Raw genomic sequence first — 23,232 nt, 5'->3', positions numbered from 1 at the left:
CGAAGGCCACCTTGGGTGCGCTCAACGCACCGAAGGCCACATTGGGTGCGCTCAACGCACCGAAGGCCACATTGGGTGCGCTCGGACTCAGCCACCTCCGATACAACCCGGCCCGAACACAACCCGCTCTCGGCCACACCCCCCTGCCGACCCGATACGCAGCCGCCTCAGCGGCCGCCAGGCCGGGTCAAGGCACGCTTTCCCGCCTTGACCCGGCCTGGCGGCCGTTGAACAATCCGGCGTTCGGGCCGGCGGGACCAACCCGGCAGGGCCCACTCCGGCAGAGAAAACCCCGGCAGAACACAGCCCGCCCTCCCTGGGGGCTGCCCCCGCTTCCAGCGTATCGACGCCGGCCGGCAAAAAGCCCGGTTCACCCGGAAACCCGCCCACCCATCAACACCACGGCCCACTTGTGGACAACACCTCCGGCTCAAGCGGAAGGCTCAGCGGAAAGCGGGATAGAACGCCAGGTCCGCGTGCGGCCCCAACCGGGCCGCCAGTGCCGCCGCCACCCTCGCCGCGAACTCCGAAACCGCGGTCATCCGGACATATCCGGCGTGCTTGGCCAGATCCCGCCACCAGGTCACGAACGCCGCCTCCCGGCTCACCGGTGCCGCGTGGCGGGACAGGTTCAACGACCCGAGCTCCTCGCCCGTGATCAGCCAGACCCGCAGCAGCTCGCTCGAGGTCAAGTGCGCCGTGAGGACCTCGTCGTCGGCGAAGGCCGGCCACACGCCGACCACCTCCGCGCGCCAGGCCGCGATCATCGCCTCGCTCATCCCCGCCGGCAGGGCGAGCGCGTCCGGCCAGCTCGCGAACGGCAGCCGCAGGTGGGCCGCGTCGACCAGGGCCGAGCGGACGCAGCCGTTCTCGAAGTCGAGGAACCGGACGCCCTGGCCCGTCACCAGGTTGTTGTCCGGGCTCAGCTCGACCGGGCTGAACGCACGGAAACCCGCCGCGCGCGACTGCTCGAGGGCCGCCGTCACCTGCGCGAGGACTTCGCCGGGGACCGGGATGCCGAGGCGCTTCTGGATCAGCGACGGCACCCGCTGGTACAGCTCGCCGACCTCGCCGTCGGCCTCGCTCTTCGCCGGGCCGCCCAGGCGCCGCAGGAGCGCGTTGAAGTCCGCCTCCCGGTCGGCCGTGCTCGCGTGCAGGCGGCCCAGTGACCGGGCCCAGGACAGCAGCGCCCGCTCGGCCGCGCGGGAGTCACGGGCGTAGAGCTTGTCCTCCAGCGTCGGCGTGCGGCCGAGGTCCTCCAGCACCAGCACGCGGTCGCGGCCGTCGTGGGCCACCAGCTCCGGGCACATCCGCTCGTCCGGGGCCATCGCCGTGAACAGCTGGTAGCTGACCGCCTCCTGGGCGAACGGGTCCGCGCCGGACTCCGGCCGCTCCCGGTAGTGCTTGATGACGAGCGTGCGCGGCAGCGCGAACGACGACACCACCCGCGCGCGGACCACCGTGGCCGGGCCGCTCCCCGCGAGGTCCTCGGGCGCGACCAACGTGATCGCGCTGCCGAACCGGCGTGAGAGAACGGACTCGCCCGCCGCGACGGCCGCGGCGATGGCGAGCTGCTCGGCTCCTGCCCCGACTCCAGCATCGCCGGCGGAGGAGGTGTCGACTGTCATTGTCACCGACCCTACTCGTGACTGAGCAACCATGACTACTGACATCCGGACAAGAAGGGGCAACCCGCCCGGAGGCGGTTCACCCGCGTGAAAGCGGACGCGTTCCTACCGCTGAACGTTGCCCATTCCGGCGCACGATCAACACAATGGCCGCAGCTGCAACGATTCCGAGAAGGTTGACCAGCAGCTGACCGACGGACTGGAAGCACCGGCTCCACTCCCCCGCCACGGCCGCGACGACCGCGTAGCCCGCGGCCGGCACCGTGGTCACGGAGATGAACACGCCGACCAGCGCGGCCGACTTCGCCGACGTCATGGCGAGCATCCCGGCGGCCCCGGCGAGCATCGCGACGACCAGGGACGGCACGCCGACGGAGAAGACGAAGTCGACCTCGTGGTTCTGGTCCAGCCGGAACGCGGTCTCGCCGAAGACGTCGGTCGCGCGCACGAGCAGCGCGCCGCCCAGCGTCACGAGCATCGCCAGCGGGAAGCCGATGGCCAGCGCGGCGGACGCGCGGCGGACGAGGTCCCACCGGCGCAGCACGAGCCCGACCGCGAGCGCGGCCAGGGGCCCGAACTCCGGGCCGACGACCATCGCGCCGACGATCGTCACCGCGGAGTTCGTCAGCACGCCGACCGCGGCGAGCAGGCAGGCGATGGTGAGGAACGCCAGGAACGTCACGTTCGTCCGGGATTCCTCGCCGGTGCGCCCGACCAGCTCCTCCCACACGACGGCGTCCGCGCCCTCGCCCGGCGCGGCCTCTTCCGCCCGGTCGGCGGCGTCGGACAGCGCGGTGTCGAGCGCTTCGAGGGTGATGCCGCCGGTGTGGTCGAGGCCGAGCCCGCAGAGCGCGTCGAGGATCTCGTCCGCCGCCTCGCGGGCGATGTCGGCTTCGACCAGGTCACCCGCGGGCTCCACGGCGGCACCGCGGTGCACGATGAGGTGCGCGGTGCCGGCGTGGGCCCGCAGGATGCCGAGCGCCTCGCCGGTCTTGTCCGGCGGGCACACGGCCCTGAGGTGCAGCACTAGTTCTGCGGCGCGGCGGCCGGCTTCGCGTCGATGCCGGCCTCCTTGCGCTGCTGCGCGGTGATCGGCGCGGGCGCCGCGGTCAGCGGGTCGTACCCGCCGCCGGTCTTCGGGAACGCGATCACGTCACGCAGCGAGTCGGCCTTGGCCAGCAGCATGACGATGCGGTCCCAGCCGAACGCGATGCCGCCGTGCGGCGGGGGACCGAAGGCGAAGGCGTCGAGCAGGAAGCCGAACTTCTCCTGCGCCTCCTCCTCGCCGAGGCCCATCAGGCTGAAGACGCGCTTCTGGACGTCGCCGCGGTGGATACGGATCGAGCCGCCGCCGATTTCGTTGCCGTTGCAGACGATGTCGTAGGCGTACGCGAGCGCGTTGCCCGGGTCCTGCTCGAACTTGTCGATCCACTCCGGGGTGGGCGAGGTGAACGCGTGGTGCACCGCGGTCCACTTGCCCGAGCCGACGGCGACGTCGTCGCCGATGTCTTCGACCGGCGCGAACAGCGGCGCGTCGACGACCCACACGAACGACCAGGCGTTCTCGTCGATCAGGCCGAGGCGCTTGCCGATCTCGTCGCGGGCGGCGCCGAGCAGCGGCTGCGTCGACGCGGCCTTGCCGGCGGAGAAGAAGATGCAGTCGCCGGCCTTGGCGCCCGCCGCGGCGGCGACGTTCTCGCGCTCGGTCTCGGACAGGTTCTTGGCGACCGGGCCGCCGAGCGTGCCGTCCTCGTTGACGAGGATGTACGCGAGGCCGCGCGCGCCGCGCTGCTTCGCCCACTCCTGCCACGCGTCGAGCTGGCGGCGCGGCTGGCTCGCCCCGCCCGCCATGACGACCGCGCCGACGTACGGGGCCTGGAACACGCGGAACGGCGTGTCGGCGAAGAACTCCGTCATGTCGGTGATCTCGAGGTCGAAGCGCAGGTCCGGCTTGTCCGAGCCGTACTTGGCCATCGCCTCGTGGTAGGTGATGCGCGGGATGGGCCGCGGGATCTCGTGCCCGATCAGCTTCCACAGCGCGGAGACGATGTCCTCGCCGAGCTTGATGACGTCGTCCTGCTCGACGAAGCTCATCTCGATGTCGAGCTGGGTGAACTCCGGCTGCCGGTCGGCGCGGAAGTCTTCGTCGCGGTAGCAGCGGGCGATCTGGTAGTAGCGCTCCATGCCGCCGACCATGAGCAGCTGCTTGAACAGCTGCGGCGACTGCGGCAGCGCGTACCAGGAGCCGGGCTTGAGCCGGGCGGGCACCAGGAAGTCGCGGGCGCCTTCGGGCGTCGAGCGGGTCATCGTCGGGGTCTCGATCTCGACGAAGTCCTGGGCGTGCAGCACCTCGCGCGCGGCGCGGCTGACCTCGCTGCGCAGCCGCATGGCCGCGGCCGGGCCGCTGCGGCGCAGGTCGAGGTAGCGGTGCTTGAGGCGGATCTCTTCGCCGACGTCGACGCGGTCGTCGATCGGGAACGGCAGCGGCGCGGACTCGGACAGCACCTCGAGCTCGGTCGCGAGGACCTCGATCTCGCCGGTGGGGATCTCGGCGTTGGCGTTGCCCTCGGGCCGCTTCGCGACCTCGCCGACGATCTTGACGCAGAACTCCGACCGCAGCGCGTGGGCGCGCTCGGCCATCTCGCCCTCGCGGAAGACGACCTGGGCGACGCCGCCGGCGTCACGCAGGTCGATGAAGATGACGCCGCCGTGATCGCGCCGCCGGGCCACCCATCCGGTGAGGGTGACGGTCTGTCCGGCCTGTCCGGCACGCAGGGTGCCGGCTTGATGGGTGCGGAGCACTGCGGCTGCTCTCCTTCGACATGGGGGTTCTCGCTGCCTGGAAGGCTAACGAACCACCCAGCGTACGACATCGGCAGGCTCAGCTCGCGCGGTGACCCCGGTGATCAGAGGACGTGTTTGGGGCGGGTTTCCAGCGCCGCGACCAGGCGGTGGGTCTGGGCCAGGTAGGCCGCCACCTGGTAGATGCGCCCGCCCGGGTGGGCCACCAGCCAGCTCGCCGCCGCGGTGGCGGAGGCGAAGAACGGCTGGCCCGCGCAGGCCACCGCGGCGACCCCGTCGAGCCCGAAGCCGAGATCGACCGCCGCGACCACGGCCGACGGCGGGTCGGCCAGCAGGATCGCGTGGGCCGTCAGCTCGATGCGGATGCGCGTCCCGGTGACCGGGCAGCTCGCCGCCGCGTGGACGCGCTCGCCGGTCGCGAGGGCCAGGAGGAACATGTCGACCGTGCCGTCCGGGCCGGCGCCGAGGGTGCCCTCGGCCGGCTCGAGGCGGTGGTGGGCGCCGCGGGGTGCCGGGCCGGTGGACACGAGGTCGCGGTGCAGGGTGAACCCGATCAGCTCGACCAGCCGCCGGGCCTCGGCCGGGGTGACGCCGACCGTCGCGGCGAGCCGGTCGACACCCACCGGGTGACGGCCGGCCCGGGTCAGCTTCAGCGCGGCCCAGGCGAGCCGGGCGGCCGCGACCCGGTCGGTCTGCGAGGTCGTCAACGTCCGGCTCCTTCCGGGATCGATCCCTTCGACGTTAGGCGCCGGTGACGCGGGACGACAACGACACGATCGGACATTTCGCCGTAAACCGAAGACACCGGACCGCGAACGCCCCCGAACGGCCCAGTGCGTCACCCGGTCAGTCTACAAAGGACCGTCAGAGCAGGCGCAGCTGCTCCGCGGGGGCGGCCTCGGCCGCCGGCAGCTCGGGACCGCGCGCGCCGACGCCGGTGTCGCGGTCCAGGCCGTGCCGCCGCAGCAGCGGCCCGACCCGCTCCGCGAGTCCCTCGCGGTAGGCCTTCCGGACGTAACTGCCCCGCGCGTACAGCTCCCGGTACCGCGGCACGAGCTCCGGGTGCGTGCCGGCCAGCCAGCGGCCGAACCACTCGCGCGCCCCGGGCCGCAGGTGCAGCGCGAACGCCGTGACGCTCGTCGCACCGACGTCGGCGAGCTGGGCGAACAGCGCGTCCAGCGCCTCCTCGGAGTCGGTCAGCCACGGCAGCACCGGCGCCACCAGCACCGAGCACGGCAGCCCGGCCTCGCGTGCCTTGCGGACCAGCTCCAGCCGTGCCCGCGGGCTCGGCGTGCCGGGTTCGAGGCGGTGCTGCAGCTCTTCGTCGAGCAGCGCGATCGACACCGCGAGCCCCACCGGCACGTCCCGGGCGACGTCCCGCAGCAGCGGCAGGTCCCGGGCCAGCACCGTGCCCTTCGTCAGCACCGACAGCGGCGTGCCGGACCGCGCCAGCGCCGTGATGATGCCGGGCATCAGCCGGTAGCGGCCCTCGGCGCGCTGGTAGGGGTCGGTGTTGGTGCCCATGGCGACGTGCTCGCGCCGCCACGACGGCTTCTTCAGCTGCGCGGCGAGCACCTGGGGGGCGTTGATCTTGACGATCACCTGGGTGTCGAAGTCGCGGCCGGCGTCGAAGTCGAGGTAGGTGTGGGTGTTCCGGGCGAAGCAGTTGTGCGACACCATGCCGTCGGCCACGAAGTCGCCGGTGCCGGTGGTGATGTCGAACAGCGGCAGCTGCAGGCCGAGCGGCTCGATCGTCTCCACGCGGCGGCGGCTCGCGCCGATCACCGCGCCTTCGAGCGACCGCTTCCACGTCACGGCCGGGTTGCCGACGTGGAAGAACCGCAGCACCTCGCCGACGCCGCCGAGCACCCGGATCTCCTGGCGCGTCGGGAACTTCGGCACCTCGTCGAGCTGGTGGGCGAAGCCGAAGCGGTCGAGCGCGGCGGTGAAGGCGTCGGCGATTTCGGGCTCGTCGTGCGTCACCGCGAGAACGCCGCGGCCGTAACCGCCGGCGAGGTCGAAGACGCCGGCGAGGAACCCGCGCTGCCAGTGCGCGTCCGGGTCCGGCGGCACCTTGAGGAACCCGACCGACGCCCCGAAGTCCGGCAGGTAGCGCAGGGCACGCGTGGCGGCGTCCGGCTCGGCGGCGAACCCGCCGGAGCGCAGCATCCCGCACAGGTAGCCGGCCCGGTAGCCGAGCGTCTCGTCCGGCGTCGGCTCGAACCGGCCGACGCCGATCAGCTCGGTGCCGGGCTCCAGGTGCGGCCGCTGCGCGGCGCCGAACTTGCTGCCGGTGACGTGCTTCCAGCCCTTGCTGGTGAGGAACCGGTGATCACCGCCGGCGACGAGCCGGGTCCCGTCTTCGAGGGTCACGCGGTAGGCGGCGCGCAGCGTGGTCCAGTGCGCTTCGACCCGGGTCGGCACCAGCCGGCGGGAGGCGCCGTGGCCGCGGGTGCCGTAGATCTCGTCGCCCACCTTCAGGTCCGACAACGCCTTCGTCCGGCCGTCGGCCATCAGGATCCGGGTGCCGCCTTCGAGGCAGTAGGTGCAGGCGTGGGAGCAGCCGCGGTAGGGGTTGACCGTCCAGCCGAAGGGCACGCCGGACCCGGCGGGCACCTTGTTCAGCACCGACCGCGCGTGCACCTCGTGAAAGGTGACGCCGTCGAATTCCGGTGACCGCACCGATCGCACCAGGCCCTCGAGCCCGGGCAGTGCCGGTTCACCCTCCCCTGTCCGCTGCCGATCCCATCGCACGGCGCCAGTCGAACATATGTTCTAGATGGGTGTCAAACCGGTTCGGGACCAGCGGATCACGTGGTGCCCGTGGTGCCCGTGGTGTCCGTGGTGTCCGTGGTGTCCTCGGGGCGGCTGGGACGGCGCTGGGCCGACCGGGTGGCCTTCCGGCCGGCCCCTCAACCGGCCACCACCGGCGGACGTGACCGCCGTGCCCCCATCCGCACCACCGGAAGGCAGGACCGATGCACTCTCGGATCGCGAAGACCGTGCTCGCCGCGACGCTGACCGCCGCCGGGTTGTCCGTTGCCCTGGCCTCGCCCGCGGCCGCGGCTCCCGCTTACTGCTCCGCCTCGCAGTCCGGCAACGGGACGACGGCCTACTGCTACGCGTCCGCGTCCGGCACGCAGTTCCGGGCCGTGGCCTACTGCCGGTACCTGACGCCCAGCGGCAGCTTCGACTACTCCAACTTCTACGGCGTCTGGCGGGTGCAGGGCGATCCCCTCCGCTCCACCGTGGCCTGCGGCGCCGGGTGGAACTTCGTCAGCCCCAACGCCCAGGTGCGGTGACGGGCTACGAGAAGCGTTCCAGCGCCCGGATCTTGTTGGTGGCGTCCAAGGCCGCCACCTTGTACGCCTCCGACAGGGTCGGGTAGTTGAACACCGCGTCGACGAGGTAGTCGACCGTGCCGCCGCAGCCCATCACCGCCTGTCCGATGTGGACCAGGTCGGTCGCGCCCGTGCCGAACACGTGGACGCCGAGGAGTTTCCGGTCCGCCGTGGACACCAGGAGCTTGAGCATGCCGTAGCTGTCGCCGGTGATCTGGCCGCGCGCGAGCTCCCGGTAGCGGGCGATGCCGACCTCGTACGGCACCGACGACGACGTCAGCTGAGCCTCGGTCGCGCCGACGTAGGAGATCTCGGGGATCGTGTAGATGCCGATCGGCTGCAGCGCGCCCAGCTCGTGCGCCGGCTCGTCGAACGCGTGGTAGGCCGCGAGCCTGCCCTGGTCCATCGACGTCGCCGCCAGTGCCGGAAAGCCGATCACGTCGCCGACGGCGTAGATGTGCGGCACCGCGGTGCGGTAGTTCTCGTCGACCACCAGCCGTCCGCGCTCGTCCGCGGTCAGGCCCGCCGCCTCCAGGTTGAGCGCGCCGGTCATGCCCTGGCGGCCGGCGGAGTACATCACGCCGTCGGCCGGGATGCGCTTGCCGCTGACCAGCGTCGTGATGGTCGCGTGGTCGGAGACCGCCACGTCCGCGACCTTCTCGCCGAAGCGGAACGTGACACCGAGGTCGCGCAGCTGGAACTTGAGGGACTCGACGATCTCCGGGTCGCAGAAGTCGAGCATGTGGTCACGCTGCTCGACCACGGTGACCCGCGAGCCGAGCGCGGCGAACATCGACGCGTACTCGATCCCGATCACCCCGGCACCCACCACGACCAGCGACGACGGGATCTGCTCCAGCCGCAGGATCTCGTCGGAGTCGAGCACGCGGGCGGCGTCGAAGTCGACCTGCTTCGGCCGCGCGGGCCGGGTGCCGGTGGCGATCACGACGTGACCGGCCGACAGCGTCCGCCGGTCGCCGCGGTGGCGGCCTTCCACCAGCACGGTGTGCGGGTCGGTGAAGGAGGCGGTGCCGTCGACCAGGTCGATGTGGTTGCGCATCAGCTGCGCGCGCACGACCTGGACCTCGCGCCCGACGACGTGCTGGGTGCGCGCGAGCAGGTCGGCGATGGTGATGTCCTGTTTGACGCGGTAGCTGGCGCCGTAGAGCTCGCGCTGGTTCATGCCGGTCAGGTAGAGCACGGCTTCGCGCAGGGTCTTGGACGGGATCGTGCCGGTGTTGACGCACACCCCGCCGACCATGTCGTGCCGGTCGACGATCGCCACCCGTTTGCCGAGCTTCGCCGCGGCGATCGCGGCCTTCTGCCCGCCGGGGCCCGAACCGATGACGATGAGGTCGTACTCGTGCTCGCTCACGACGTCGAGCCTGCGCACCCGGCGGTCCGGGCGCAACCCCCACCGGCGACCGGTCGTCAGGAACGGAGGGCGCCGCGGCGGCGCTGCCAATCGGTGACCGCCTCCAACCCGGACTCGATCTCCTCGGTGAGCAGCGCCCCCAGCTGCGCGGCGACGTCGGTCCCCAGCAGCTCTCCCACCCGCTCCACCAGCGACAACGCCTCCCACGGCGACCCCGCGAGCGAACCCACCGTGACCCCCGCTTCCGGCGGCCTCAGCCCCTCCTCCAGCCCGAACCGCCCGGCAGCCAGCAACGCCGCAACCACGAGATGCGGCTGCGCGTCAGCACCGGCGAAGCGAAACTCCAGGCGAGGGCTCGACGACGGCCCGGCCACCCGCACCGCAGCCGTCCGGTCATCGTGACCCCACCGCACGTCACGCGGTGAGAACGACGCCGTCCGCAGCCGGACGTAGCTGTTCCACGTCGGCGCCCACACCGCCGTCAGCGCCCGCGCGTCGCGCAGCACGCCCGCCAGGAAGCCGCCCAGCAGGTCCGGCGAAGAGCCGTCCGCGGCGGACAAGGACAGGTGCACGTGCCCCGAGTTGCCCTGTCCCGGCTCGGGGGCCGCCAGGTAGTCGGCGGTGACGCCGTGGCGCGCGGCCGCCCGGCGCACGATCAGCTGCTGCAGCAGGACGTCGTCGCAGGCGGCCAGCGCGTCGCGGTGGCGCAGCACGATCTCGTACTGGCCCGGGTGGCACTCGGCCCGCGCCGACTCGACGCCGAGCCCGGCGTCGGCCAGGTCCGTCCGCAGGTCGCGCAGCAACGGCGTCAGGCGCTCGGTGCCGCCGAGGGCGTAGTCGACGCCGTGCGCCGTGAGCGGCACGCCGAGGGCGTCGCGGAACACGACCTCGTGCTCGATGCCCACCGACGGCACCAGCCCCATCCCTTCCAACGCCGCGAGCTGCCCGCGCAGCACCTCGCGCGGCGCCAGCTCGGCGGCGGCCCCGGACGGCCATTCGGCGTCGGCCACCACCGCCCACGTCCGGTCACCCAGCGGGATCGCCGAAGCCGCGTCCGGCCGCACCCGCAGGTCGCCGAAGCCTTCGAGGTACCCGCCCAGCACGCCGGACGCCGGCAGCGGATCCCGCGACGGCGTCCACGCGAAGACGTAACTACAGACGCCGTAGCCGTCTTCGAGCACCGAAGCCGCGAACGGCTCGGCGAGCTCGACCGCGGCGAACCGCGCGTGCGGGTCGGGGACCAGCAGGAGCAGCCGGGCGCCGTCCTCGGCGAGCACGCCGCGCAGCACCGCCTCCCCCGCCGTGGCCGCCGCGCGCCGGGCGGCCAGTGACCGCGGGCCGGCCGGCCGCGCGAAAGCCGTCACCACGCCCCGCCCGGATCCGGGGCGTGCAGCGGGTTCGGCACCCGGCCCCAGCGGACGTCGAACTCGTCGTCGCGCTCCACCTTGTCGAAGCCCTGCCCGGCGAAGTGCTCCCGGTTGAGCGTCACGCGCTCGACGTCCGGGGCGAACAGGCGGCACGCGTCGAAGCGCGCGGCCACGTCCGGGTTTTCGTCGCGGTAGCGGACGGCGATCTCCCGGACCGGCGCCCAGAACGCCGCCCGCGGCAGGTCCAGCTCGTCGAGCAGGAGCTCGGCCCAGAACCGGAACTGGCCGGAGAACACCGAGCTGAACAACGACTGCGCCAGCAGGTGCGCGGGCCAGCGCAGCATGTCCGCGGCCGCCTCGGGCGGGAGTGATTCGTAGCTCTCCAGCTGCTCGTCGAGCAGGTCGACGCCCTGGGCGAAGTCCTTGATCAGCACCCGCTGCGGGAACCCGGCGGGGTCGACGACCAGGACGAGGTTCTGGCCGTGCGGGCAGAACCCGACGCCGTGGCGCAGCAGCCACTGCAGCAGCGGCGTGAGCGTCAGGTCGAACAGGCGCGTCAGCCACGCGACCGGGTCCCCACCGCCGATCAGGTGCGCGAGCATCGAGACGCCGTCGGGACCTCGGTACGGCAGCGCGGCGAAGGAGATCGCCCGCTCGCCGTCGGCCAGCCGGATCGGCTCGCGCCACAGCGCGCCCAGGGTTTCGTGGAACCGGTACGGCAGTTCCTCGAGGTGCCCGAACAGCGGGTGCCGCACCGACACGCTCGCCACTTCGCCCAGCAGCCCGAACCGGTACTGCTCCGTCAGCAGCGGATCGGCGGCCCCGATCCGGCGCAGCCACGTCGTCACCGACGGCCCGGCGAGCGTGGCCGCGGAGTTCAGCCCGCGGTAGACCAGCGTGTTCCGCACCGACACGGCGGTCTTGACGTCGTGGCGGCCGGGTGTGCTCACGTTCGCCAGTGTCCGGACCGTCTGGTGCGGGCGGTAGGCGTCGGCGCTCTCCCCGAGGTCGATCACGACGCCGGTGGCGAGCTCGGCGGCGTAGAGCGTGCCGAGGATTTCGTCGGCCTGCCACGGGTGCACGGGCACCCAGACGTAGTCCGGCGGCGCTTTCGCGGCGAACTCTTCGCGCAGCTCGCCGAGTTCGGCGGCCAGCAGCGCGTCCCGGCTCAGCTCGCCGACGCAGCGGAACTCGGCGTGGTCCGGGTGGACGGCGAACCAGCGCAGCCGGACGTCCGCGCCCGCCTCGGGCGCGTACCGGGCCCGGTCGCGGGCGGAGAACCCGACGCGGCCCTTGTTGAGCACGAGCCGCGGGTGGCCGGTGAGGTGGCCGTCGGCGACGTCGTAGTCCATCGTGGACAGTGCGGCCGCGGTCGGCGCGCGGCGCAGGCGGGCGGCCTCGTTCGCGACCGTCGAGGTCAGCTCGGCGAGAACATCGGCCAGCCGAAGCCCGGTCAGGCCCAGTACTTCGCGGGCGTCCACGACGAGGGTGCGCGGGTCGGTGACCGGTTCGCCGTTGCGGTGGGCGCTGCCGGGTTCGACCGTCCAGGCGTCGAACGCGCCGCGGCGGGCCCGGAACGCGTAGCCGGCGCCGGGCAGCTCCAGCCGGTACCCGTCGCCGTCGGCGACCGGCTCCAGCATGTGCTCGTAGGACAGTTCGCCGAGCATCTTGTGCGTGATCAGGGCGCCGGCCGCGCGCCAGGCGGCCGCCTCGTCGATGGTCACTTGTCCTCCAGGCCGAACGTGGTGAAGGCGGTGCGGTCGGGCAGCTTGTGCACGGTCTTGCCGCACACGGCGTTGAGGATCACGGCCGCCCGCCACGCGCCGAGGCCGAGGTCGGGGGCTCCGGGGCCGTGGGTGTGCCGTTCGGCGTTCTGCACGAACAGCGACCCCGGCAGGTCGAGTGCGACGCGGTAGTCCGCGCCGGCTTCGAGGCGGCCCCGCCGGTCGCGGCGGACGGCGTCGCCGAGCCCGGCCAGCAGCGGCCCGGTCGGCGCCTCGGCGTACCCGGTCGCCGCGACGACGGCATCGGTGCGCAAGGTGGCGTCGCGGCCTTGTTGCGCGTGCCGCACGCCGAGCTCGATCTCGCCGTCCACTGTGGACGCCGAAAGCACTTCGACGCCGGGGGTCAGCACCGCGCCCGGCGGGCCGGTGATGCTGCGGCGGTAGAGCTCGTCGTGGATGGCGCCGATCGTTTCGGCGTCGATGCCCTTGTAGAGCTGCCACTGCGTGGGCAGCAGCCGGTCGCGGACGTCTTCGGGCAGGCCGCGGAAGTACGCGGTGTAATCCGGGGTGAACTGCTCGAGCCCGAGTTTCGAGTACTCCATCGGCGCGAACGCGGGGGTCCGGGCCAGCCAGCGCAGTCCGTCCACGGTGGAGCGGGAGCGCAGCAGGTCGAGCACCACCTCGGCGCCCGACTGCCCGGACCCGACCACGGTGACGCGACCGGCGGCGAGGAGGTCGTCCCGGTGCGTCAGGTAGCCGGCCGAATGCAGGGCCAGGACTCCGGGATCGTCGACGAGGTCACGCAGGGGCTCCGGCACCGACGGCACCGAGCCGACCCCCAGCACGACGTGGTCGGCGAGCACCGGTTCGGTTCCGGCGATCGTGAGCTCGAAGGCGTCGCCGGCCCAGCGGATGCCCGTCACTTCGCACCCGAAGTGGCACGACGGCAGCCGCGCGGCCGCCCAGCGGCCGTAGTCGTCGTACTCCGCGCGCAGCGGGTGGAACCGCTCGGCGAAGTAGAACGGCAGCAGCCGCCCGCGGTCACGCAGGTAGTTGAGGAAGGAGAACGGGTTCGTCGGGTCCACCAGCGTCACCAGGTCGGCCAGGAACGGCACCTGCAGCGTCGCGCCTTCGACGAGCAGGCCCGGGTGCCAGCGGAACTCCGGGCGGGCGTCGAAGAAGACGGCGTCGAGGCCGTCGACGCCGCTGGCGAGGGCCGCGAGCGAGAGGTTGAACGGGCCGATCCCGACGCCGGCGAGGTGGTGGCGCCTCACGAAGCGACCGGGCTTTCCCGGCCGGCGCCGAGTTCGGCGCCGGCCGTGGCGACGATCCGGTCGAGCAGCGGGACGTAGTCTGCGGCGGTGGTGTGCGGGTGCAGCAGCGTCAGCTTGAGCCAGAGCTGACCGGCGCCACCGGGCCCGGTCGGCAGCGCGGCCCGGCCGATGACGGCGGTGCCCGCTTCGAGCAGGGCCCGGCGGACCCGGGCGACGAGCTCGTCGCCGCCCGTCTCGTCGGCGACGACCGGCCGCAGGACCACTGTGGACAGCTCCGGCGGGCCCCAGAGCCGCAGCCCGGGGTGGGCTTCGACGTGCCGGGCGACCTCGGTGGCGGTGGCGCAGCATTGTTCGACGAGCGCGCCGAGGCCGTCGGTGCCGAGCGCGTGCACGGTGACGGCCATCCGGAAGGCGTCCGGCCGCCGCGACGTCCGGATCGAGCGGCCGAGCAGGTCCGGTAAGCCGGCTTCGGTGTCGTCGTCGGCGTTGAGGTATTCGGCGCGGACGGTGAGCGCGCCGAGATCGGCGGCCTCACGGGCGGCGAAGAGCCCGGCGGCGACCGGCTGCCAGCCGAACTTGTGCAGGTCGAGCGCGATCGAGTCGGCGAGTTCGAGCCCTTCCAGTTTGGTCCTGAGCGGTTCGCTGCACAGGGCCATGCCGCCGTAGGCCGCGTCGACGTGCAGCCGGGCGCCGTGCCGGCGGCAGATTCCGGCGATTTCGGGCAGCGGGTCGAGGGTGCCGGTGTTGGTGGTCCCGGCGGTCGCGACGACGACGCAGCCGGGGCCGGCGACGGCGGCGAGGGCCTCCGGGAGCAGCCGGTCGCCTTCGCAGGGGACGACGATGGGGGCGGGCAGGCCGAGCAGCCAGGCGGCGCGGGCGACGCTGTGGTGGGCGTTGGCCCCGCAGACCGGCTGGACGATCCCGTTCTCGCGGGCGAGGAGGAGGCCGAGCAGGTTGGATTCGGTGCCCCCGGTGGTCACGACGGCGTCGGGCCGGTCGGCTTCGGGGTAGCACAACCGGGCGATCCCGGTGGTGAATTCGCGTTCGAGCTCGCTGGCGACGGGAGCCTGGTCCCAGGAGTCCATGGAGGGGTTGAGCGCACTGGCGACGACATCGGCGGCCACGGAGACGGCCAGGGGCGGGCAGTGCAGGTGGGCGGCACAGGCCGGATCGGCGGGATCGGCGGAACCGGCGGCGAGCAGGCGGCTGAGTTCTTCAAGCGCGGCTTCGGCACCGACACCACGGCGGGGCAGCGCACCGGCTCGCGCGCCACGGTGCGGCCCGGCCGGACCGCCGGCCATCGCGGCAGCGGACTCCCGGCCACCACGCCCATCGACCCGGTGCGGCCTGGCAGGCTCAGCGGCCACGGCAGCAGGCTCCCCGCCACCACGCCCATCGGCCCAGTGCGGCCCGGCCGGATCACTGGCCACGGCAGCAGGCTCCCGGCTACCACGCCCATCGACCCGGTGCGACCCGGCAGGCTCAGCGGCCACGGCAGCGGCGGCGGGCTCCCGGCCACCAGAGGCGGGCGCAGGCGAGTTGCTCCCCACCGCGGCGGCCGGCCCGCCATCGACCGCAGGGCCGGTGGCGGGGGCGGATTCCGGGCTCGGCGCGGCGGCATCGGCCGGGACCGAGCCAGTGCGCCCGGCGGCCGTCGCCGGGTCGTCGCGGTGTTCCGGCTCGCCACGCTCCGCCACCAGGGCCGCCGCCACCGCGGCCGGGCCGCCTGCCGGGACCGGGCCGCCGCGCTCGGCCACCCCTGCCGCCATTCCGCGCAGGGCCAGTGGAATCAGCTCGCCGAGCCGGTCCGCGCCGCCGTCGCCCCCGGCCAGCCCGTCTGCCCGCATGTGCCCGCCTTCCTTAGGGTTGCCTTGCCTACGCTGCGCAACAGTACGGCGACCGACGGCTGCCTGTCATCCGGTCCCGTCCAGCATGCTCGACCGGGTGGCGGCGACGCGTCGGCCATCGGGAGTAGGTTCGCCGCGAGGGAGGTGATCAGCGTGCCCCGATGGGACGTCCTGGCGGCGGTCGGCGCCGGCGGCGCGGTCGGCAGCCTCGCCCGTTACGGCCTGTCGGTGGCGATCCCGCACGCGCGCGGCGAGTTCGCCGTCGCCACGCTGCTCACCAACGTGCTCGGCTGCCTGCTCATCGGCGTCCTGATGGCGGTCCTGACGACCACGGCACATCCGCACCCCCTCCTGCGGCCGTTCCTCGGCGTCGGGATCCTCGGCGGCTTCACGACGTTCTCGACGTTCGTGACCGACACCCTCGACGCGGCGACCACGGGGCAGCTCCTGCAGTCCTTGCTCTACGTGGCCGCGTCGCTCGGGCTGTGCCTGACGGCGGTCGTGGCCGGGCTGACGGCGACCCGAGCCGCGCGAAAGGGACACGCATGACGCTGGTCCTGGTGGCCCTCGGCGGCGCGGCGGGCTCGATCCTGCGCTACCTGACCGACTGGAAGTTCCGGCAGTGGCGGGACTCGCCGTTCCCGTTCGGAACGCTGGCGGTCAACATCGCGGGCTCGTTCATCCTGGGCTTCCTGAGCGGCCGGCTCCTGCACGGCGCGGAGCCGTCGTCGGTGCGCGCGCTGGTCGCGGTGGGCTTCTGCGGCGGCCTGACGACGTTCTCGACGTTCGGCTACGAGACGGTCCGGCTGTTCCAGGCGAAGGCGCAGCGGTACGCGGTGCTGAACGTGGTCGTCACCGTTCTCGCGGGCCTCACCTCGGGCGCCCTCGGCCTCCTCCTCGCCTCGTCGATCTGGTCCTGACCCCAGCGCCCCAAGGTGGCCTTGGTTGCGTTGAACGCACCCAAGGTGGCCTTCGGTGCGTTCAACGCACCGAAGGCCACCTTGGGGCGCTGGGAGGCTGGGTCAGCGCGGGGCCAGGCCGCGCACCTGCTCGAACGGGTCGTCGCCGGTCGGCAGGAGGGCGATGACCGGGGTCGTCAGCCCGTTGTCCACATAGGCCTGCACCTGCTCCCGGCACGAGTCGACGCTGCCGTGGATCACCAGCTCGTCGACGACGGAGTCCGGGATCACCCGGTTCGCCTTCTGCCGGTCCCCGGCCGCCCACGCCTCGTGCATCGGGGCCAGCGCGTCCCCGCGGCCCAGCCACTCGTGGAACGCCGCGTACACCGGGACCGTCAGGTAGCTCGAGATCAGCATCCGGCCCAGGCCACGAGCCGCCTCCGCGTCTTCCGTCGGGCAGACGAAGATGCGGGCCGCCAGCTCGACGTCCGGGCCCACCACCGACCGGACGCGAGGCACGTCCGAAGCCGCCAGCCAGTTCGTGATCGCGCCGTCGGCCTCACGCGCCGCCAAGCGGAGCATGCCCGGGCGAAGCGCCGCCAGCATGATCGACGGCGGCGGGTCGGCCGGGCGCTCCAGGCGGAACTTCGAGACCGCGAACGTGTCGTACTTCTCGCTGACCTTCTCCCCCGCCAGCGCCGTGCGCAGGAAGCGCAGCGTGTCCCGGGAGCGGGCGAACGGCTCCTCGAAAGCCGCCGCGTTCCACTGGGAGACGATCACCGGGGACGACGCGCCGATGCCGAGGACGAACCGGCCGGGGGCCAGCTCCGCGACCGTCGCCGCCTGCATCGCCAGCAGGCCGGGGCCGCGCGTGTACACCGGGACGATCGCCGTGCCCAGCCGCAGCCGGGGCGCCCACTGGGAGGCCAGCACCAGCGGCGTGAACGCGTCCGTGCCCGCCGTCTCCGCCGTCCACGCGTCGGTGTAGCCCAGGTCGGGCAGCTGTTCGACCAGCTCGCGGTGCGCCGTCAGCGGCACCCCGGTCAGCGGGATGGTGAGGCCCCAGCGACTCATGCGTTCTCCTTCTCGACGGCGGACAGTTCACGCAGCAGCCAGTCCACCTGCGTGCGCATCAGGTTCTCCGCGACCTCTTCGGCCTGCGGCGTCATGTGGGTCGCGCCCGCCAGCGGCAGGAAGACGTGCGGCCGCCCCTTGGCCAGCAACGCCGACGACAGCCGCAGCGCGTGGGCGACGAACACGTTGTCGTCGGCCAGCCCGTGCACGATCAGCAGCGCCCGGCTCAGCTCGCCCGCGCTTTCGATCAGCGAGTTGTGCGCGTAGCGGGTGCTGTGCTCTTGTGGCTTCCCGAGGTACCGCTCGGTGTAGTGCGTGTCGTACAGCGACCAGTCGGTCACCGGCGCGCCCGCGACCGCCGCGTGGAAGACGTCCGGACGGCGCAGCACCGCCAGCGCCGACAGGTACCCGCCGTAGGACCAGCCGCGGATCGCGACCCGCTCCGGGTCCAGCTCGGGAAACGCCGCCACCGCCGCCTGCAGGGCGTCGACCTGGTCCTGCAGCGTCACGTCGGCGAGGCGCCCGGCGATCTCGCGCTCCCACACCGCCCCGCGGCCCGGCGTGCCGCGGCCGTCCGCGACGAGCACCGCGAAGCCCTGGTCGGCCAGCCACTGCGAAGTCAGGAAGGCGTTGCGGCTCTGCAGGACGCGCTGGGCGTGCGGCCCGCCGTACGGGTCGAGCAGCACCGGCAGCCTGCCCTCGCCCGGCTCGTACCCGCGGGGCAGCAGCAGCGCCGCGCGCAGGTTCCGCTCCCCCAGCGTCAGCCAGGTCAGGTTCGGCACGACCTCCGGGTCCACAGTGGACGACTCGATCGACGCGACCGGCGCGCCGTCCCGCAGGACCGAGACGCGCGGGCCGCTGTACTCCAGGCTCCACGACGAAAGCACGGTCACCGCGGCGGAGCCGGCACCGACGTGCACGCCGTCCACAGTGGACAAGCGACGCACCGAAGCACCTTCGGTCCGGAAGACGTGGATCTGCGTCGGGTCGTCCTCGGAGGCGCTGAACAGGATCTCGTCGCCGACGTCGAGCACGGCCCGCAGCTGCAGCCCGGCCGGGGTGACGGCCTCGCCGCCGACGAAGAGCCGGTGGTCGCCGTCGACCATGCCCTCGACCACCAGGCGCCCGTCGGGGGTCCACGCCGGGACGCCGCCGACGATGTCGATCCAGTGCAGGTCGGTGGCGGTGTGCACGACCGACGTCGAGCCGTCGGCGACGTCCAGCGCCAGGACGTCCATCCGCTTCTGGTCGCGCGGCTGCACGGCGAGCAGCGGCGCGCCGCCCGCCGACCAGTGCACCGACGCCAGGTACTCCCACTCCCCCGGTGCGACGTCGACGCGGGAGCCGTCCAGGCCGAGCACGGACAGCGACACCAGCGCGTTCGTGGTGCCCGCGGCCGGGTAGGCGACGACGTTCGCCGGCTGCTGGGGGTTGGCGGGGTCGGCGATGGTCCAGCGCGGCACCGGGCCGCGGTCGGAGCGTTCGGCCAGGATGCTGCGGCCGTCGGGAGCCCACCAGTAGCCGCGGGTGCGGTCCATCTCCTCGGCGGCGATGAACTCGGCGAGGCCCCAGGCAATGTCCTCGCCGTCCTCGCCGTCCCCGCCGTCCTCCTCGACGAGCACGCGGTCGTCGCCGGTGGCCAGCTCCAGCACGTGCAGCCGCCGGTTCTGGACGTAGGCGACGTGCGTACCGGCCGGGCTGGGCCGCGGGTCGATGACCGCGCCGTCGACGCGCAGCGTCACCTCGCCGGACGCGAGGTCCAGCGTGTAGAGCTTGCCCGAGAGCGAAAACACCGCGACGGTGAAGGCCGCGTCGACGCCGTAGTGCACGACGCCGCCACCGGTCTCGCGGGCCCGCTCGCGCCGCGCGCGCTCTTCGGCGGGCAGCTCCTCTTCGGCGGGCAGCAGTTCGGCGGCGTCGACGAGCTTGGTCTCGGCGCCGGTCGCCAGGTCGGCCGACCAGAGGCTGTGCCGGGGGTCGGTGCCCGACTCCGCGCGCAGGAACAGCACGCGGGAGCCGTCCGGGGCGACCCGGAACTCCTTCGGCGCGCCGAGGGTGAAGCGCTGGGTCCGGGCCTGTTTGCGGAGGAACGGGAGGTCGTCGACATCGGTCACGCCCGCACTCTTCCAGACGATCACGACGAGACGCCAACACCCTTCAGCTTGGCCAGCTCCGCGTCGACGTCGTAGTCCGGCTCCGGGAACCGCGGCTCCAGGTCGGCCAGGGTTTCGATGAGCAGCTCGGCGACGGCCCAGTTGCGGTACCACTTGTGGTCGGCCGGCACGGCGTACCAGTGCGGGGTCTTCTCGAAGATGTCGGCGTAGGCCTCCTGGTAGGCGGGCCAGTGCGAGCGCGCCTCCAGGTCGCCCGGGTTGTACTTCCAGCGCTTCCCGGGCGTGACGAGCCGGGCCTTGAGCCGCTTGAGCTGCTCTTCCGGCGAGATGTGCAGGAACACCTTGACCACGGTGGTGCCCGCCTCGGCCAGTTCCGCTTCGAACGCGGTGATCTCGGCGTAGCGGCGGCGGCGCTCGGCGGCGGTGAGCAGGCCGGACACGCGCGGGACGAGGATGTCCTCGTAGTGCGAGCGGTCGAAGACGCCGATCTGGCCGGGGGCGGGCAGCTGCTTGCGGATCCGCCACAGGTAGTGGTGCCGCCGTTCGGCCGCGGTCGGCTTCTTGAACGCCGCGTACCGGACACCCATCGGGTTCACCAGGCCGAGCACGTGCGAGACCGTGCCGCCCTTGCCGGAGGTGTCCATGCCCTGCAGCACGAGCAGGACGCTGCGCCGCCCGCCGCCGACGCCCTCGGCGTAGAGCGCCTCCTGCAGCGAGGACAGCCGCTCGCCCGCGCTGCCGAGCCGCTCGAGGGCCTTGGCCTTCTTGCCGGGCCCGACCGGGGCCGAGCCCGGGTCGGGCAGCCGGCCGCCGAAGCGCAGCGCGTCCCGGACCCGGCTTCCTTCGTCTTTCTTGGCCATCCCGGAAAAGTACCCGGTCAGGCGGCGGCTTTCCCGGTGAAGAGCTCCGGCAGGGTGTCGTCCACGGTCACGCAGCGATTCGCGGGTCAAGCCGGGATATTGCACAACGAACACCGGGTCAAAGCAACGATTCCCGGCTGAAGTCTGCGTGTTCTGCCTCTAACCTGAACACATGACGACGTTCGCCGGCCGGGAGACCGCCGCCAGCTTCATCGAGCTCGACGAGCAATGGAGCACGCACAACTACCACCCGCTGCCCGTCGTGATCGCCGAAGCCGAGGGCGCCTCGGTGACCGACGTCGAGGGCAGGTCCTACCTCGACTTCCTGTCCGGCTACTCGGCCCTGAACTTCGGCCACCGCCACCCGGACCTGGTCGCCGCCGCCGTCGAGCAGCTCGGGCGCGTCACGCTGACCTCGCGCGCGTTCCACCACGACCAGCTGGGGCTGTTCTGCCGCGAGCTGGCCGAGCTGACCGGCACCGAGCTCGTGCTGCCGATGAACTCCGGCGCCGAAGCCGTCGAGTCCGCGGTCAAGATCGCCCGCAAGTGGGCGCACCGGGTCAAGGGCGTGCCGGACGGCACCGCCGAGATCATCGTTGGAGCTGAGAATTTTCACGGCCGGACCACCACGATCGTGTCGTTCTCCACCGACGAGACCGCGCGCGCCGACTTCGGCCCGTTCACGCCGGGCTTCGTCACGGTGAAGTACGGCGACGCGGCCGCGCTGCGCGACGCGATCACCCCGCGCACCGCCGCGGTGCTGCTGGAGCCGGTGCAGGGCGAGGCCGGCGTCATCGTGCCGCCGGAGGGCTACTTCGCCGACGTCCGGCAGGCCTGTGACGAACACGGCGTGCTGCTGATCGCCGACGAGATCCAGTCCGGTTTGGCCCGCACCGGCACCGTGCTGGCGCTGGACCACGAGGGCGTCCGCGCGGACCTCTACACCCTCGGCAAGGCCCTCGGCGGCGGCATCCTGCCGGTGTCCGCGGTGGCCGGCCGCCGGGACGTCCTGGGCGTGCTGAAGCCGGGTGAGCACGGCTCGACCTTCGGCGGCAACCCCCTGGCCTGCGCGGTCGGGCGGGCCGTCGTCCGCCTGCTGCGGACCGGCGAGTTCCAGCAGCGGGCCACCGACCTGGGCGCCCACCTGCACGCCCGGCTGAACGCCCTGATCGGGCACGGGCTTTCGGAGGTCCGCGGCCGCGGGCTGTGGGCGGGCATCGACATCGCCCCCGGCGGTCCGTCGGGCCGGGCGGCGTCGGAGGCGCTGATCGCGCGGGGCGTCCTGTGCAAGGAGACGCACGAGCGCACCCTGCGCGTCGCCCCGCCGCTGGTGATCACCCGCGAGGAGCTGGACCGCGGCATCGACGCGATCGCCGAGGTCATCCGCCCCTGAAACCACCCGGACGCCGTCGGCCGAGCCTCCCGCCCCGGCGGCGTCCGGGAGCACAATGTCCCCTTCGGACGTTGTGCCGGTATGGGATCAGGGGAATGGGTGGAACGGCCGCTGGCCGGCTCGGACAGCGTGACGCCGGCCGAGCTGTACGAGCGGGGGAAGCGGCTCCGGGAGAAGACCCCGGCCGGGGTGCACGACCACGCGGCGGCCGCCGCGGACCGGCCGACGCCTCGCGGGTACTTCGAGGCCACCAACGCCGTCCGGCTGCCGGAGCTGGTGGAGCTGCGGCGGGAGCGGATGCTCGCCTCGCCGTTCACGTTCTTCCGCGGCGCGGCCGGGCTGATGGGGGCCGACCTCGCCGGCACGCCGTCGTCCGGCGTCACCGCGCAGCTCTGCGGTGACGCGCACGCCGCGAACTTCGGGCTCTACGGCACGCCCGAGGGCAAGATCGTGATGGACATCAACGACTTCGACGAGACCGTGCCGGGCCCGTGGGAGTGGGACCTCAAGCGGCTCGCGGCCAGTCTCGTGCTCGCCGGCCGCGAAGGCGGCATCCGCGAATCGGGCTGCCGCGAGGCCGCCGAGGACGCCGTGAAGTCCTACCGCCGGACCATCCGCGCGCTGGCCGAGCTGCCGTTCCTGCGGTCGTGGAACGCGCTGCCGGACTCGTCGGTGCTGTCGAAGGCGCGGGCCGACGAGCTGGTCGACGACTTCGCCGACGCGGCCGAGAAGGCCCGCCGGAACGACAGCGCGAAGGTCGCGGCGCGGTGGACCGAGCGCGTCGACGACCACGAGACCGGCCTGGCCCGCCACCGGTTCGTCGCGGACCCGCCGGTGCTGACGCACGTCGACCCGGCCACGGCCGAGGCCGTCGCCGCCGGCCTGCTGTCCTATGTGGACACCCTGCGCGAGTCGCGGCGCACGCTGATCGCGCGCTACCGGCTCGCCGACGTCGCCTTCCGGGTGGTCGGCACGGGCAGCGTCGGCTTGCGCAGCTACGTCGCCCTCCTGCACGGCAACGACGACGAAGACCTGATCCTGCACGTGAAGCAGGCCCAGCGGCCGGCACTGGCGCCGTACCTCGACCTGCCGACGGCGGCGCACGAAGGCCGCCGGATCGTCGACGGCGCCCGGCTGGTGCAGGCCGAGACGGACATCCTCCTCGGCTGGACCACCATCGACGGCGTCCCGTTCATCGTCCGGCAGTTCCGCAACCTCAAGGGCGACATCAATCCGGCGGAACTCGCGAAGGACCACCTCGACGACTACGGCAGGCTCGCCGGGGCCCTGCTCGCCCGCGCCCACACGCGGTCACTGCACCCGAAGCTGCTGTCGGGCTACTTCGCCGACGATTCGGAGCTGGACGAGGTGATGGGTGCGTACGCCGTGCGGTACGCCGACCAGACGGAGGCCGACCACGCCGCCTTCTCCCGTAGCTGACCGGACAGGAACCCGGTCAGCGCTGGAGATCGACTTCCCGCCGTGCTAGATGTGCCCGATCAGGTGACGGCAGCAGGGGACGACGAGGAGGCGG

At 73.0% G+C, this 23,232-nt stretch carries 18 protein-coding genes; 5 read left to right on the top strand and 13 right to left on the bottom strand.

The features are described 5' to 3' along the window. Positions 1-443: 443 nt before the first annotated feature. The 5 genes from ACLJQE_RS16145 to ACLJQE_RS16125 form a co-directional block, all read right to left on the bottom strand. Complete coding sequence (locus ACLJQE_RS16145; RefSeq protein ID WP_410640026.1) at positions 444-1,628, bottom strand: phosphotransferase; 1,185 nt, start codon at positions 1,626-1,628, stop codon at positions 444-446. A gap of 79 nt (positions 1,629-1,707) precedes the next feature. Continuing rightward, complete coding sequence (locus tag ACLJQE_RS16140) at positions 1,708-2,655, bottom strand: DUF389 domain-containing protein (protein ID WP_410640025.1); 948 nt, start codon at positions 2,653-2,655, stop codon at positions 1,708-1,710. Further along, positions 2,655-4,430: an aspartate--tRNA ligase gene (gene aspS / locus ACLJQE_RS16135; protein WP_410640024.1), complete on the bottom strand. Its 1,776-nt coding sequence runs from the start codon at positions 4,428-4,430 to the stop codon at positions 2,655-2,657. The genes ACLJQE_RS16140 and aspS overlap by 1 nt, the downstream gene beginning before the upstream one ends. 104 nt (positions 4,431-4,534) lie before the next feature. Then, positions 4,535-5,137, bottom strand: coding sequence for an organomercurial lyase (merB, locus tag ACLJQE_RS16130; RefSeq protein WP_410640023.1), 603 nt, complete (start codon positions 5,135-5,137; stop codon positions 4,535-4,537). A gap of 157 nt (positions 5,138-5,294) precedes the next feature. Continuing rightward, positions 5,295-7,184: an intein-containing Rv2578c family radical SAM protein gene (locus ACLJQE_RS16125; RefSeq protein ID WP_410640022.1), complete on the bottom strand. Its 1,890-nt coding sequence runs from the start codon at positions 7,182-7,184 to the stop codon at positions 5,295-5,297. A 224-nt stretch (positions 7,185-7,408) separates the two neighbouring features. Between ACLJQE_RS16125 and ACLJQE_RS16120 the strand changes: the two genes are divergently transcribed. Further along, on the top strand, positions 7,409-7,732 hold the full coding sequence (locus tag ACLJQE_RS16120) for a hypothetical protein (protein ID WP_410640021.1): 324 nt from the start codon (positions 7,409-7,411) through the stop codon (positions 7,730-7,732). A 4-nt stretch (positions 7,733-7,736) separates the two neighbouring features. Here the strand turns inward: ACLJQE_RS16120 and sthA are convergent, their stop codons facing one another. From sthA to ACLJQE_RS16095, 5 genes are read right to left on the bottom strand one after another with little or no spacing between them, the layout of a single operon-like run. Next, complete coding sequence (gene sthA / locus ACLJQE_RS16115) at positions 7,737-9,146, bottom strand: Si-specific NAD(P)(+) transhydrogenase (protein ID WP_410640020.1); 1,410 nt, start codon at positions 9,144-9,146, stop codon at positions 7,737-7,739. A 56-nt stretch (positions 9,147-9,202) separates the two neighbouring features. Then, a complete protein-coding gene (locus tag ACLJQE_RS16110) occupies positions 9,203-10,510 on the bottom strand; it encodes a glutamine synthetase (protein ID WP_410640019.1) in 1,308 nt (435 codons plus the stop codon). Beyond that, complete coding sequence (locus ACLJQE_RS16105; RefSeq protein WP_410640018.1) at positions 10,507-12,237, bottom strand: IucA/IucC family protein; 1,731 nt, start codon at positions 12,235-12,237, stop codon at positions 10,507-10,509. The genes ACLJQE_RS16110 and ACLJQE_RS16105 overlap by 4 nt, the downstream gene beginning before the upstream one ends. Further along, entirely contained in the window at positions 12,234-13,511 is a 1,278-nt protein-coding gene (locus ACLJQE_RS16100) for a lysine N(6)-hydroxylase/L-ornithine N(5)-oxygenase family protein (protein WP_410640017.1), read from the bottom strand. The genes ACLJQE_RS16105 and ACLJQE_RS16100 overlap by 4 nt, the downstream gene beginning before the upstream one ends. After that, positions 13,508-15,280: a pyridoxal phosphate-dependent decarboxylase family protein gene (locus ACLJQE_RS16095; protein ID WP_410640314.1), complete on the bottom strand. Its 1,773-nt coding sequence runs from the start codon at positions 15,278-15,280 to the stop codon at positions 13,508-13,510. Before ACLJQE_RS16095 ends, ACLJQE_RS16100 begins: the two co-directional genes overlap by 4 nt. Before the next feature lie 222 nt (positions 15,281-15,502). On the opposite strand from ACLJQE_RS16095, the gene crcB (ACLJQE_RS16090) reads away from it, so the two are divergent. Both crcB (ACLJQE_RS16090) and crcB (ACLJQE_RS16085) read left to right on the top strand, forming a co-directional pair. Beyond that, complete coding sequence (gene crcB / locus ACLJQE_RS16090) at positions 15,503-15,907, top strand: fluoride efflux transporter CrcB (protein WP_410640016.1); 405 nt, start codon at positions 15,503-15,505, stop codon at positions 15,905-15,907. Then, entirely contained in the window at positions 15,904-16,278 is a 375-nt protein-coding gene (crcB, locus tag ACLJQE_RS16085; RefSeq protein WP_410640015.1) for a fluoride efflux transporter CrcB, read from the top strand. The genes crcB (ACLJQE_RS16090) and crcB (ACLJQE_RS16085) overlap by 4 nt, the downstream gene beginning before the upstream one ends. A 102-nt stretch (positions 16,279-16,380) precedes the next feature. Here crcB (ACLJQE_RS16085) and ACLJQE_RS16080 read toward each other — a convergent pair whose 3' ends face one another. From ACLJQE_RS16080 to ACLJQE_RS16070, 3 genes are read right to left on the bottom strand one after another with little or no spacing between them, the layout of a single operon-like run. Further along, entirely contained in the window at positions 16,381-17,331 is a 951-nt protein-coding gene (locus ACLJQE_RS16080) for an LLM class F420-dependent oxidoreductase (protein WP_410640014.1), read from the bottom strand. After that, positions 17,328-19,445 carry a prolyl oligopeptidase family serine peptidase gene (locus ACLJQE_RS16075; RefSeq protein ID WP_410640013.1) on the bottom strand — a complete coding sequence of 706 codons (2,118 nt, stop codon included), beginning with the start codon at positions 19,443-19,445 and terminating at the stop codon, positions 17,328-17,330. The genes ACLJQE_RS16080 and ACLJQE_RS16075 overlap by 4 nt, the downstream gene beginning before the upstream one ends. A 20-nt stretch (positions 19,446-19,465) precedes the next feature. After that, positions 19,466-20,305: a PPK2 family polyphosphate kinase gene (locus ACLJQE_RS16070; protein WP_410640012.1), complete on the bottom strand. Its 840-nt coding sequence runs from the start codon at positions 20,303-20,305 to the stop codon at positions 19,466-19,468. A 172-nt stretch (positions 20,306-20,477) separates the two neighbouring features. Here ACLJQE_RS16070 and rocD point away from each other — a divergent pair, with 172 nt between their 5' ends. Both rocD and ACLJQE_RS16060 read left to right on the top strand, forming a co-directional pair. After that, positions 20,478-21,698, top strand: a complete 1,221-nt coding sequence (rocD, locus tag ACLJQE_RS16065; RefSeq protein ID WP_410640011.1) for an ornithine--oxo-acid transaminase — start codon at positions 20,478-20,480, stop codon at positions 21,696-21,698. Positions 21,699-21,779: 81 nt separating this feature from the next. After that, the gene (locus tag ACLJQE_RS16060; protein ID WP_410640010.1) at positions 21,780-23,138 is read left to right on the top strand and encodes a DUF2252 domain-containing protein; all 1,359 of its coding nucleotides are present in this window, start codon (positions 21,780-21,782) and stop codon (positions 23,136-23,138) included. Positions 23,139-23,232 lie beyond the last annotated feature (94 nt).

This window comes from Amycolatopsis sp. lyj-346 (assembly GCF_046548975.1).
GTDB lineage: Bacteria > Actinomycetota > Actinomycetes > Mycobacteriales > Pseudonocardiaceae > Amycolatopsis.
Note: the sequence above shows the minus strand (reverse complement) of the source record. Positions and strands in the feature narration are given on the sequence as shown.

What these genes read in the sequence shown, in the direction of transcription:
- ACLJQE_RS16145 (WP_410640026.1), bottom strand. Translation starts at nt 1,628, where the DNA reads ATGACAGTCGACACCTCCTCCGCCGGCGATGCTGGAGTCGGGGCAGGA.
- ACLJQE_RS16120 (WP_410640021.1), top strand. Translation starts at nt 7,409, where the DNA reads ATGCACTCTCGGATCGCGAAGACCGTGCTCGCCGCGACGCTGACCGCC.
- ACLJQE_RS16095 (WP_410640314.1), bottom strand. Translation starts at nt 15,280, where the DNA reads ATGGCGGCAGGGGTGGCCGAGCGCGGCGGCCCGGTCCCGGCAGGCGGC.
- crcB (WP_410640015.1), top strand. Translation starts at nt 15,904, where the DNA reads ATGACGCTGGTCCTGGTGGCCCTCGGCGGCGCGGCGGGCTCGATCCTG.
- ACLJQE_RS16080 (WP_410640014.1), bottom strand. Translation starts at nt 17,331, where the DNA reads ATGAGTCGCTGGGGCCTCACCATCCCGCTGACCGGGGTGCCGCTGACG.
- ACLJQE_RS16070 (WP_410640012.1), bottom strand. Translation starts at nt 20,305, where the DNA reads ATGGCCAAGAAAGACGAAGGAAGCCGGGTCCGGGACGCGCTGCGCTTC.
- rocD (WP_410640011.1), top strand. Translation starts at nt 20,478, where the DNA reads ATGACGACGTTCGCCGGCCGGGAGACCGCCGCCAGCTTCATCGAGCTC.
- ACLJQE_RS16060 (WP_410640010.1), top strand. Translation starts at nt 21,780, where the DNA reads ATGGGATCAGGGGAATGGGTGGAACGGCCGCTGGCCGGCTCGGACAGC.